This window comes from Rathayibacter sp. AY1A5 (genome assembly GCF_002930875.1).
Classification (GTDB): Bacteria; Actinomycetota; Actinomycetes; order Actinomycetales; family Microbacteriaceae; genus Rathayibacter.
Map to the genome: position 1 here is coordinate 97,906 of NZ_PSTM01000013.1, position 10,570 is coordinate 108,475.

Sequence of the window (10,570 nt, forward strand, 5' to 3'; positions counted from 1 at the left end):
GCGGGCCTTCCCTCGTCCTCGGGACGCGTCAGTCGCTCTGCGTGCGCGGCAGCGGTCCGCCGATGAAGAGGTCCGTGTTCATGCGCCGGCGGCGCATCACGACCAGGACGGCCGCGCAGGCGACGAGCGACGCGGCGACCGCACCGCCGCCGATCATCAGCGCGGTGGTCGGCGTGATGCCGGCCGGTCCCGCCGAGGCGGCCGTGCTGAGGAAGGCGGTGCGCGCGGCGCTGATCGCGGTGCCGCAGACCTGCTGCGCCTCCCACGGTGCGGCCGTGGTGTCGCTGTCACGGTAGGAGACGGTCACGGCTGCCGTGCGGTGCGACTCGCGGCCGAAGGCGACGACGCAGTAGACGGAGGGGTCGGGGTCGGCGATGACCGCGTCGCCCAGCGCCAGCTCTGCCCAGCCGATGGAGTCGGACTGCACGGCGACGTCGCCGGCGGCCAGGTCGGCGCGGGCCCCGGAGGTCTCGAAGGCGCCCACGGCGACCTCCTCGTCGGCGTCGAAGCCCCAGACGGCGCCGCGGGGCGCCTCGGTGCTGCCGTCGCCGAGCTCGCGCGGCTCGAGCAGGAGGCCGTTGCCGGTGGAGGGCGCGAGCCGGAAGACGACCTTGGCGGCGGAGCCCTGGTCGCCCGTGAGGTCGACCGTGAAGGCGCCCGACTTGGTGATCAGCGCGGTCGGCACGGTCGCGGTGCCACTCCCCGCCTCGAGGGTCAGCGGGGTCTTGGTGCCGTTCGGGTCGCGGAGGACCGCCGAGACGGCCTCGCCGCTCGCGAAGCCGGTGTACGAGAAGCCGACGCCGTAGAAGCGGGCGAGCTCGACGGTGAGCGCCTCCGGCTGGACGGCGAGCTCGCGGGTGAGGAAGACGTCCGCGGTCGCGGCACCGGCCGCCGGTTTCGCGCCCTCGGTCGAGGTGCCGAGCTCGGTGCGTCCGGGGGCCGACGCCGCCGGAGTGACGGCGCCCGCACCGGAGGAGCCGGCGGTGCCGGACGTGGTGGTGCCGGTTGTGGTGCCGCCGCCGGAGGTGCCGCCGGACGTCGCTCCGCCGGTGGTGCCGCCGCCGGAGCCGGAGCCGCCGGAGGACGATCCGCCGCCGGTGGAGGGCTGACCGCCGCCGGAGCCGCCCTGCTGGCCGCCGCCGGTCGAGCCGCCGCCGGTCGAGCCGCCGCCGGTCGAGCCGCCGCCGGTGGATCCACCGCCGGTGGAGGGCTGGCTCGGCTGCTGGGGCGCGGGGTCGACCGGTGCCGGATCGACCGGCGCGGGGTCCACGGGCGCGGGGTCGACGGGCGCGGGCTGCTCGGGTTCTGCCGGCTCCTCGGGCACTCCGGGAACGGACGGCTCCTCGGGGACGCCGGGAACGGGGTCGGAGCCGCCGTCGCCCGGCTGCTCGGGATCCTCCGGCACGCCGGGGATGGTCGTCGCGGCCGGCTGCTCGACCGTGGTCGAGACCGTCGAGGCGGAGGGGGCCGCGACGGCCGCTCCGGGGAGGGCCAGGCCGAGCACGAGCGCCGCGAGAGCGGCGGCGGGCAGGGCGAGTCGGCGGGATGACGGCATGGCGGTTCCTTCCTCCACGGGCGACGATCTGCGTCCGCGCACGGAGGAGCGCACTCCCCCCTCACGAGGGTAAGGGCGAGAGGCGAGCTTTCGCGAGCCGTCCCGTCCCCCGTCAGAGGGACGTCGCGGTCGTGCTTCCGTCCGGACGGCCCGGTCGAAGCTCACCCGCGATCGAGGAGGGCCCGCCGGAGCCGCGCGGGATCGACCCGCCAGAAGGTGTGCACGCGCCCGTCGATCAGCACCACCGGGATCTCCTCGACGAAGCGCTCGTGCAGCTCGGGATCGTCGAGGATCGACACCTCCGAGACGGCGACCGACGCCTCGCCGCCCAGATCGGCGACCACCTGCTCGACCACGGTCCGCGCGTCGTCGCAGAGATGACAGCCCGGCTTGCCCACGAGCGTCAGCTCCACGTCCACCATGCGGTCAGTGTACGGCGGCCCCGGCGACGGGCGCCGAGACGGCGAGCGCCGCCGGGATGATCCGTGAACGCAGACGAGCGCCCGACCCCGGAAGGGCGGACGCTCGAGTGGGAAGAGGCGCGAGCCTACTTCTTGTTGCGACGCTGGTGGCGAGTCTTGCGAAGCAGCTTGCGGTGCTTCTTCTTCGCCATACGCTTGCGACGCTTCTTGATGACAGAACCCACGAAGACCTCACAACGTTCAGGGGGTCGACCGCCCGACGGGCGGCCGCTTACGAAAAACTGGCTCCCGCGAGCTTACACGACCCGGGGCTCCACCGTTTCCGGCTCCTCGGCGCCCCTCACTTGCGGATGCGCAGCGCCTCCGCCACCTTCGTCGCTCCCTCGCTGACGCCCCGCTGGATGTCCTGCACCACGGTGCTGACCTGGTGGGTGCGCTCGGCGAGCGCCCGGCCCAGCGACTCCGCCCGGGCCGCGGTCGGAGCGTCGAGCAGGGCGCCGGCCGCCTCGTCCTCGGCGAGGAAGGGCAGCAGCCAGTCCTCGACCTCCGCCAGCGGCGCGTACTCGAGCGCGTAGAAGCGGTGCTGTCCGCTCTCGCGCACCGTGACGAGGCCGGTCTCGCGCAGCACCTTGAGGTGCTTGGAGACGGTCGGCTGGCTCAGCTCGAGGCGCGCCACGATCCGCGACACGCTCATGCCCTCGGCCGAGCCGTCCCGCCGCTGCTCGAGCAGCAGGGCGAGGATGTCCCGGCGGGTCCCGTCCGCGATCACCCCGAAGATGTCAGCCATGCGCCCAGGCTAGTCAGCGCCCCGGGGGCCCGGCACCGAGCGGGTAGCATGGCCGCGATCGAGTGGAGGATCCGCCGTGGTGGTTCGGCAGCAGTTCCGCAGCCCCGTGGGCGTCTCGCCCGTCTCCCCCTGGTCGGGTTTCGAGCGGGCCCGCGACCTCATCGACGACTTCGCCGGACGCTCGCCGTCCCGCTTCGCGATCCTCATCTTCTCGGCGCTCGTGCTCGTGTTCACCCTGCTGTTCTCGCTGCCGGTGTCGAGCACCACGGGCACCGTCACGCCGCTGCACGACGCCTTCTTCACCGCGATGTCGGTGATCTGCGTGACCGGCCTCGCGACGGTCGACATGGCGACGCACTGGTCGGCGTTCGGCCACTCGATCATCTTCGTCGGCGTGAACATCGGCGCTCTGGGAGTGCTGACGCTCGCCTCGATCATGGGCCTGGCGATCTCGCGCCGCCTCGGGCTCCGGGCGAAGCTCATGGTCGCCAGCGACTCGAACCCTCTGCGGATCCACTCCGGCCCCGTCGCCGAGGGCCAGGCCGTGCGCCTGGGCGAGATCGGCGGGCTGCTCGCCACCGTCGCGATCAGCGCCGCCGCGATCGAGATCATCGTCGCGCTCCTGCTGTTCCCGCGGATGCTGATCGACGGGATCCCGATCGGCGAGGCCGTCTGGCACTCCTTCTACTACTCCGCGATGGCGTTCACGAACACCGGCTTCGCCCCGAACGCCGCGGGACTCACCCCGTTCGAGGACGACTACTGGTTCCTCGGCATCCTGATGCTCGGCGTCTTCCTCGGCTCGATCGGCTTCCCCGTCATCTACGCCTTCTCCCGCGGCTGGCGGCGCCCGCGCAAGTGGTCGGTGCACGTGAAGCTGACGCTGGTCACCTCCGTGATCCTGCTCGTCGCCGGGGCCGTCCTCTACATCGTGCTCGAGTTCGACAATCCGAGGACCTTCGGCAGCCTCGATGCGGGAGACACCGTCTTCCAGTCCTTCTTCCTCTCGACGATGACGCGGTCGGGCGGCTTCTCGACGATCTCGGTCCCCGACCTCAACGGCTCGAGCCTGCTCGTGACGGACATGCTGATGTTCATCGGCGGAGGATCGGCCTCCACGGCCGGCGGGATCAAGGTCACGACCCTCGCGATCCTGTTCCTGGCCGCCTTCGCCGAGGCCCGAGGCAACAACGACATGGAGGCGTTCGGCCGCCGGATCCCGAACGACGTCCTCCGCCTGGCCGTCTCGGTCGTGCTGTGGGGCGCGACGACGGTCGCCGTGTCGAGCGTCCTGATCCTGCACATCACCAAGGCCTCGCTCGACCACGTGCTCTTCGACGTGATCTCGGCCTTCGCGACCTCCGGGCTCTCGACGGGGCTCACCGCGGAGCTGCCGCCGTCCGGGGTCTACATCCTGGCGCTGACGATGTTCATGGGCCGCGTTGGTACCGTGACTCTCGCCGCCGCGCTCGCCGCGAGCCAGCGGAGGCAGTTGTTCAGACGACCGGAAGAGAGGCCCATCGTTGGTTGACCGCATCAGGTACGACGCCCCGGTGCTGGTGATCGGCCTCGGGCGCTTCGGAGCCGCCACGGCCGGCCAGCTCGACCGCCTCGACCGCGAGGTCCTCGCCATCGACGCCGACGCCGGTCTCGTGCAGAAGTGGTCGGAGCGGGTCACCCACGCGGTGCAGGCCGACGCCCGCTCGCTCGACGCCCTCGCGCAGATCGGCGCGCAGGACTTCCAGGTCGCCGTCGTCGCGGTCGGCTCCTCCATCGAGGCGTCCGTGCTGATCACTGCGAACCTCGTCGACCTCAAGATCCCGCAGATCTGGGCGAAGGCGATCTCGCGCTCGCACGGCAAGATCCTCGAGCGGATCGGCGCGAACCACGTGATCTACCCCGAGGCGGAGGCGGGCGAGCGCGTCGCGCACCTGGTCTCGGGCCGCATGCTCGACTTCATCGAGTTCGACGACGACTTCGTGCTCGCGAAGATGTACCCGCCCAAGCCGATCCGGGGGCTGACGCTCACGGAGTCGGGCGTGCGCCGCAAGCACCGCGTGACCGTCGTCGGCGTCAAGAGCCCGGGCAAGCCCTTCACCTACGCGACCGAGCAGACCGTCGTCTCGAACCACGACCTCATCGTGGTCAGCGGCACCCCCAGCGACATCGAGCGCTTCGCGGCCCTCGGCTCCTGACCCGCGCCCCCTCCCTCCTCCTCCTCTGCGGGATGCCGCTCCGGTACGCCCGCTCCGGGGTGTCGCGTACCCGAGCGGCGTCTCGCGGAGAGGAGGGCGGAGTCAGGAGGCGGCGAGCTCGCGGGCGCGGGCCAGCGCGGCGTCGGTCGCCCGCGTGAAGAGAGCGGCGAGGTCGGCCTCCTGCAGGACCGCGACGGCCCGCTCGGTGGTGCCCTTCGGGCTCGTGACCCGCCGGCGCAGCTCCGCCGGCTCCTCGCCGGAGTCCGCGAGCAGCTCGGCCGCGCCGCGGAACGTGCCGACCACCATCGTCGACGCCTGCTCCGGGGTGAAGCCCTTCGCGACAGCGGCCGCGATGAGCTCCTCGATCAGCAGGAACACGTAGGCGGGCCCCGAGCCGGAGATCGTCGAGAGCGCGTCGAGCTGCGACTCCGGCACCTCGACCACCTCGCCGACCGTCTCGAACAGGCGGCGCACGAGCGCCAGGTCCTCGTCGCCGGACCGCGTGCCCGCGCTGAGGCCGGTGACGGCGCGGCCCACGACCGCGGGAGTGTTCGGCATCGAGCGGAGCACGGCGACGGACGCGGGCAGGTGCCGCTCGAACGTGGCCGCGGTCACGCCGGCGGCGACGGAGACGACGACCGCGCCCGGGGCGAGCGCGTCGGCGATCTCGTCGAGCAGGTCCGGCACCATGTGCGGCTTGACGGCCACGAGCACGATCGCCGCGCCCTCGACCGCACGCCGGTTGGCCTCCGGGTCGTCCGCGGTGGCGAAGGCGGTGACCACCGGGTGGCCGTCCCACGCGGCGGCCTTCGCGGAGTCGCGGTTGGTCACCCGCACGCCCCCCTCGACGCGCACGCCGGGAGCCAGCAGGCCCTGGAGGATCGCACCCCCCATCGAGCCGAGGCCGAGGACGGCGATGGACGGGAGCAGGACGGGCGCATCGGTCACGCCGCTCATCCTACGAAGAGCCCGCGGCAAGGGGGTCCGGGTGCGGTCCGGCGCCTCGTAGGATGGCCCGACCATCCAGCGGCGAGCCCGAGGAGACCACGTGAGCGCATCCGGAGGCGGCACCGCGATCATCGCGGCGCTCGCGGCCAACCTCGGCATCGCCCTGACGAAGTTCGTCGCCTGGTTCTTCTCCGGATCCGCCTCCATGCTCGCCGAGGGCGTGCACTCGCTCGCCGACTCCGGCAATCAGCTGCTCCTGCTGCTCGGCGGCCGCAAGTCGCGGAAGGCCGCCGACGAGGAGCACCCGTTCGGCTACGGACGGGAGCGCTACGTCTACGCCTTCGTGGTGTCGATCATCCTGTTCTCCGTCGGCGGCGTCTTCTCGCTCTACGAGGGCATCGAGAAGATCGCCGAGCCGCACGAGCTCGAGAACGCCTGGCTGCCGATCCTGGTCCTCGTGATCTCGATCTGCCTCGAGGGCTACTCGCTGCGCACCGGAGTGAAGGAGTCGAACCGGGTCCGCGGCTCGCAGTCCTGGTTGCAGTTCATCCGCCGGGCGAAGGCGCCGGAGCTGCCGGTCGTGCTCCTCGAGGACGTCGCCGCGCTCACCGGTCTGACGTTCGCGCTGCTCGGAGTCGGGCTGACCGTGATCACCGGCGACTCGGTCTACGACGCGATCGGAACGATCATGATCGGCACCCTGCTGATCGTGGTGGCGATCGTGCTGGGCGTCGAGACGAAGAGCCTGCTGGTCGGCGAGGGGGCGACTCCCGCCGACGCCGCCTCGATCCGCGCCGCGCTCGAGGCCGGTCGCGACGTCGAGCGCGTCATCCACATGCGCACCCTCTACCTCGGACCGGACGAGATCCTCGTGGCCGCGAAGCTCGCCTTCCCGGCCGCCGAGACCCTCGAGCACGTGGCCGCCGGGATCGACGCCGCGGAGAAGCGGATCCGCGAGGCCGTCCCCACCGCCACCACGATCTACCTCGAGCCCGACGTCGACCGCGGACGCGCGGGATCGGTGGCGGCCCGTCCGGCCGTGACGGAGGCGGAAGGGACGGCCGCCGCGGCCGCTCCGGCCGCCGCCGCTCCGCCCGCCGCCTCCCCGCCGGCCGCGCCGCACGGGAGCGCCTGAGATGCGCCGGGCCCTGGCGATCGTCAACGAGCGCGGTGCCGGGCTCGGCGCGCTCGAGCCGATGCTGACCGAGCGGGGGTTCGCCGTCGACGCCGTCGCAGGGACGGACCTCGACGCGATCGACATCCTCGCCCCCGACCTCGTCGTCACGCTCGGCTCCAGCGCCGGCGTCTACGAGACCTCGCGGCACCCCTTCATCAGCCCCGAGATCGCGCTCCTGCAGGACCGGATGCACCACCGCCGTCCCACGCTCGGCGTCTGCTTCGGAGCGCAGCTGATCGCGACCGCCCTGGGCGAGTCCGTCCATCCCGGATCGGCCCGCGAGGTCGGCTTCCGCCCGGTCGTGCTCACGGAGGAGGGCGCCGGCTCCCCGCTCCGGCACCTCGCCGGCGTCGACGTGATGCAGTGGCACGGCGACACCTTCGCGCTGCCGAGCGGAGCAGCGCTGCTGGCGTCGTCGCCGGCGGGCGAGGTGCAGGCGTTCGCCGTGGAGGACTGGCTCCTCGGCGTGCAGTTCCACCCCGAGCTGACCGGCACGATGGCTGCGCAGTGGCTCGAGGGCGACGGGGAGTGGGCGGGAGCGGCGGGCTACGACGCCGCCGTGCTCGCCGAGGACGTCGCGGCGGAGCGCTTCGAGCGGATGCACGCGGTGACGCGGCTCGCGCTGACGGAGTGGCTGGGCGCTCCGAGCTGAGGGGTTCGGCGGCGCTCGGCGTCAGCGGCGCTCGGCGTCAGCGGCGGTCGGCGTCAGCGGCGGTCGGCGTCAGCGGCGGTCGGCGTCAGCGGCGGTCGGCGAAGAAGTCGAGCAGGAGCCGCGAGCACTCCGCGGCGCGGACCCCGGGGTACACCTCGACCACGTGGTTGTGCCGGCGGTCGCGGAGGAGGTCGTGCACGGATCCGGAGGCGCCCGCCTTCTCGTCCCACGCGCCGAAGACGACGCGGTCGATCCGCGCCGCCAGGATCGCTCCGGCGCAGAGCACGCACGGCTCGAGCGTGACCACCAGCGTGCAGCCCTCGAGATGCCAGTCGCCGCGGGCCTCGGCCGCCGCGCGGATCGCGACCACCTCGGCGTGCGCCGTCGGATCCCGCCGCAGCTCGCGCTCGTTGCGCCCGAGCCCGAGCACCGCACCCTCCGAGTCGAGGACCACCGCGCCCACGGGGACGTCGCCCCAGCCCGCGGCCCGCCGCGCCTCGTCGAGCGCCAGGCCCATCCACTCCTCGGAGCGGCGGGGGACGCGGAGATCGCTGTCGCGCATCGCTCCCCCTCCTGCGGCGGCCCGCTGCGGCCGGTGGGGCGCCGCTCCGGCCAGTAGATTGAGCTTATGCGCGTCCACGTAGCCGACCACCCGCTGATCACCCACAAGCTCACCGTGCTGCGTGACAAGCGCACCCCCTCCCCCACCTTCCGGCAGCTCGCCGAGGAGCTGATGACGCTCCTCGCCTACGAGGCCACCCGCGGCGTCCGCACCCGCACCGTCACCATCGAGACCCCCGTGACGCAGACCACCGGCCTCGCGCTCAGCGACCCGCAGCCGCTGGTCGTCCCGATCCTTCGGGCCGGCCTCGGGATGCTCGAGGGCATGGTCAAGCTCATCCCGACCGCCGAGGTCGGCTTCCTGGGCATGGCGCGCAACGAGGAGACGCTCGAGCCGACCACGTACGCGGAGCGCCTGCCCGACGACCTGTCGAACCGCCAGTGCTTCGTCCTCGACCCGATGCTCGCGACCGGCGGCTCGCTCGTCGCGGCCATCCAGTTCCTCTTCGACCGGGGAGCGGTCGACGTCACCGCCGTCTGCCTGCTCGCCGCCCCCGAGGGCCTGGCCGCCGTCGAGAAGACCTTCGGCGACCGCGACGTGACCATCGTCCTCGGCTCCCTCGACGAGAAGCTCAACGAGCTCGGCTACATCGTCCCCGGCCTCGGCGACGCGGGCGACCGCCTCTACGGCCTCGCGGGCTGAGCCCGCCGGCACCCGGACGAGCGGGCCTCGCGTCGCACCCCGGAACAGGGAGCCCCGCTGAGCCGTGCCGGTCGGCCGGCGCAGCGAGGGTCTCGACAGCCCCCACCGCGACCGTCCGGCAAAGCCCGTCCTGCGGATCGAGCAGCCCGCGCAGCGGGCGCATCGAGGTCCCCAATCACGGCGCGCGCCTTCTCCCGAGCACCCGAACCACCCCCGACGCGCCGTCCATCCCCACGGAAGTGTTGACGCCGTGCACCGGCCTCCGCTTTACTGACGGACATGACTGACACCCTGCACGCCCCGACCTCCCTCGAGGCCACCGGGAATGCCGGCATGATGATGGCCGGTGGCCCCGTCATGTGCTGTCGAATGTGTGCATGAGGAACTGACCTCGCCGGATCCCCGCACCGCCTCCGCCCGCTGATCGTCACGATCGGCTGAGCGTCCGAGGCGCGGACGATCCCCTGGATGCCCCGCATCCGACTCTGCCGCCACCGCGCACCGCGGGCCGGCTCGATCGCGCACACCCGGATCCGCCCCCTCGGACACTCGTCCCGGATCCGACCAGCCAAGGACTCGTCATGACCCTCCTCCACACCCGCACCGCCACCGCCACCACCCCCACCGAGGCGCCCCGCCTCCAGCCGGTCGCCGACGCCGCGCCCGCAGCACCCCGCCTCCGCGCCGTCCCCCAGGGCACCGAGGCCCGCGGCTTCGCCCTGTACGTCGGCATCGACGAGGCCAAGGCCCGCGCCGCCGGAGTCGACCTCGGCCGCCTGGTCGAGGAGCTCAAGCGCGTCACGGCGCAGCTCGCCCCCGACGCCGAGACGTACGCCTCCGTCGCCCTCGCCCCGCAGGGCGCCGGCGGCCGCGACGTGGACGTGGTCCGCCTCGCGCTGCAGGACCCGGCCGCCGTCGCCAAGCGCCGCTCCGACGCCGAGCCCGACCCCGACCGTGCACCCGGCGGCGTCGTCATCGACATCTCCCGCAAGCGCGTCATCCTCGACGAGGAGACCACCCCCCTCACCTACAAGGAGTTCGAGCTCCTCCAGTACCTCGTGCTCCGCGAGGGCCGCACCATCGAGCGCGCCGAGCTCATCGCCTCGCTCTGGGGCGCCGCGGACGACGACGCACCGAACGAGCGCACCATCGACGTCCACGTCCGCCGCCTCCGCGCCAAGCTCGGCCGCTACGAGGAGATCGTGCGCACCGTCCGCGGAGTCGGCTACCGCTTCGACCGCCACGCCGACGTCGCCATCCGCTACGCGTCGACGCCGTCGCCGGATCTGTTCTGAATTGCGAGGAGAACGCTTGCGTTCTCCTCGCCGCGGTCGGCTTCACCCGTTGTCGCGATTCGGAGAGCGGATCGCGACCGGCTAGCGGGAAACGCTGACACGCGTTTCCCGCGTTCGCCTCGAGGGCGGAACGTCCTCTCGACCTCCGGAGATGTGCGCGCACCGCCCCTACCCTGGAAAGGGCTGCTCGGCGGTCTGCTGTGTGGCCGAGGCCGTGGGGGGCGGGGCGCGCCTCGCGGGGCAGGACGACGGGGCCGGGCCGCGTCGTCCTGCCC

The 10,570-nt window shown here is 73.0% G+C and carries 12 protein-coding genes; 6 read left to right on the forward strand and 6 right to left on the reverse strand.

Going from position 1 to position 10,570, the window contains the following annotated elements; all coding sequences use genetic code 11:
- Positions 1 to 28: 28 nt before the first annotated feature.
- The 4 genes from C5B98_RS10880 to C5B98_RS10895 all read right to left on the reverse strand — a co-directional run bounded on the left by C5B98_RS10880 (position 29) and on the right by C5B98_RS10895 (position 2,764).
- Complete coding sequence (locus C5B98_RS10880) at positions 29 to 1,555, reverse strand: hypothetical protein (RefSeq protein ID WP_104327784.1); 1,527 nt, start codon at positions 1,553 to 1,555, stop codon at positions 29 to 31.
- A 161-nt stretch (positions 1,556 to 1,716) separates the two neighbouring features.
- Positions 1,717 to 1,977: a glutaredoxin family protein gene (locus C5B98_RS10885; protein ID WP_104224855.1), complete on the reverse strand. Its 261-nt coding sequence runs from the start codon at positions 1,975 to 1,977 to the stop codon at positions 1,717 to 1,719.
- A 125-nt stretch (positions 1,978 to 2,102) separates the two neighbouring features.
- Entirely contained in the window at positions 2,103 to 2,201 is a 99-nt protein-coding gene (locus C5B98_RS10890) for a 30S ribosomal protein bS22 (protein WP_003792170.1), read from the reverse strand.
- Positions 2,202 to 2,317: 116 nt separating this feature from the next.
- Positions 2,318 to 2,764 carry a helix-turn-helix transcriptional regulator gene (locus tag C5B98_RS10895; protein WP_104224854.1) on the reverse strand — a complete coding sequence of 149 codons (447 nt, stop codon included), beginning with the start codon at positions 2,762 to 2,764 and terminating at the stop codon, positions 2,318 to 2,320.
- A 160-nt stretch (positions 2,765 to 2,924) separates the two neighbouring features.
- Between C5B98_RS10895 and C5B98_RS10900 the strand changes: the two genes are divergently transcribed.
- Both C5B98_RS10900 and C5B98_RS10905 read left to right on the forward strand, forming a co-directional pair.
- Entirely contained in the window at positions 2,925 to 4,295 is a 1,371-nt protein-coding gene (locus C5B98_RS10900; protein WP_244229642.1) for a TrkH family potassium uptake protein, read from the forward strand.
- Positions 4,288 to 4,959: a TrkA family potassium uptake protein gene (locus C5B98_RS10905; RefSeq protein WP_068255410.1), complete on the forward strand. Its 672-nt coding sequence runs from the start codon at positions 4,288 to 4,290 to the stop codon at positions 4,957 to 4,959. The genes C5B98_RS10900 and C5B98_RS10905 overlap by 8 nt, the downstream gene beginning before the upstream one ends.
- 102 nt (positions 4,960 to 5,061) lie before the next feature.
- Here C5B98_RS10905 and proC read toward each other — a convergent pair whose 3' ends face one another.
- Positions 5,062 to 5,853, reverse strand: a complete 792-nt coding sequence (proC, locus tag C5B98_RS10910; RefSeq protein ID WP_374953059.1) for a pyrroline-5-carboxylate reductase — start codon at positions 5,851 to 5,853, stop codon at positions 5,062 to 5,064.
- A gap of 154 nt (positions 5,854 to 6,007) precedes the next feature.
- On the opposite strand from proC, the gene C5B98_RS10915 reads away from it, so the two are divergent.
- Both C5B98_RS10915 and C5B98_RS10920 read left to right on the forward strand, forming a co-directional pair.
- Positions 6,008 to 7,042, forward strand: a complete 1,035-nt coding sequence (locus C5B98_RS10915; protein WP_104327785.1) for a cation diffusion facilitator family transporter — start codon at positions 6,008 to 6,010, stop codon at positions 7,040 to 7,042.
- Position 7,043: 1 nt separating this feature from the next.
- A complete protein-coding gene (locus C5B98_RS10920) occupies positions 7,044 to 7,736 on the forward strand; it encodes a gamma-glutamyl-gamma-aminobutyrate hydrolase family protein (RefSeq protein ID WP_104327786.1) in 693 nt (230 codons plus the stop codon).
- 85 nt (positions 7,737 to 7,821) lie between these two features.
- On the opposite strand, the gene C5B98_RS10925 is transcribed toward C5B98_RS10920, so the two are convergent.
- Positions 7,822 to 8,298, reverse strand: a complete 477-nt coding sequence (locus C5B98_RS10925; protein ID WP_219812140.1) for a nucleoside deaminase — start codon at positions 8,296 to 8,298, stop codon at positions 7,822 to 7,824.
- 66 nt (positions 8,299 to 8,364) lie between these two features.
- Here C5B98_RS10925 and upp point away from each other — a divergent pair, with 66 nt between their 5' ends.
- Together upp and C5B98_RS10935 are read left to right on the forward strand one after the other, a co-directional pair.
- Positions 8,365 to 9,000, forward strand: coding sequence for a uracil phosphoribosyltransferase (upp, locus tag C5B98_RS10930; RefSeq protein WP_104327787.1), 636 nt, complete (start codon positions 8,365 to 8,367; stop codon positions 8,998 to 9,000).
- 581 nt (positions 9,001 to 9,581) lie between these two features.
- The gene (locus C5B98_RS10935) at positions 9,582 to 10,295 is read left to right on the forward strand and encodes a winged helix-turn-helix domain-containing protein (protein ID WP_104262947.1); all 714 of its coding nucleotides are present in this window, start codon (positions 9,582 to 9,584) and stop codon (positions 10,293 to 10,295) included.
- Positions 10,296 to 10,570: the final 275 nt, after the last annotated feature.

Bases quoted from the DNA above. Each gene is read 5' to 3' on its own strand.
- C5B98_RS10920 (WP_104327786.1), top strand. From the start codon at position 7,044: ATGCGCCGGGCCCTGGCGATCGTCAACGAGCGCGGTGCCGGGCTCGGC.
- proC (WP_374953059.1), bottom strand. From the start codon at position 5,853: ATGGGGGGTGCGATCCTCCAGGGCCTGCTGGCTCCCGGCGTGCGCGTC.
- C5B98_RS10895 (WP_104224854.1), bottom strand. From the start codon at position 2,764: ATGGCTGACATCTTCGGGGTGATCGCGGACGGGACCCGCCGGGACATC.
- C5B98_RS10880 (WP_104327784.1), bottom strand. From the start codon at position 1,555: ATGCCGTCATCCCGCCGACTCGCCCTGCCCGCCGCCGCTCTCGCGGCG.
- C5B98_RS10935 (WP_104262947.1), top strand. From the start codon at position 9,582: ATGACCCTCCTCCACACCCGCACCGCCACCGCCACCACCCCCACCGAG.
- upp (WP_104327787.1), top strand. From the start codon at position 8,365: ATGCGCGTCCACGTAGCCGACCACCCGCTGATCACCCACAAGCTCACC.
- C5B98_RS10885 (WP_104224855.1), bottom strand. From the start codon at position 1,977: ATGGTGGACGTGGAGCTGACGCTCGTGGGCAAGCCGGGCTGTCATCTC.
- C5B98_RS10925 (WP_219812140.1), bottom strand. From the start codon at position 8,298: ATGCGCGACAGCGATCTCCGCGTCCCCCGCCGCTCCGAGGAGTGGATG.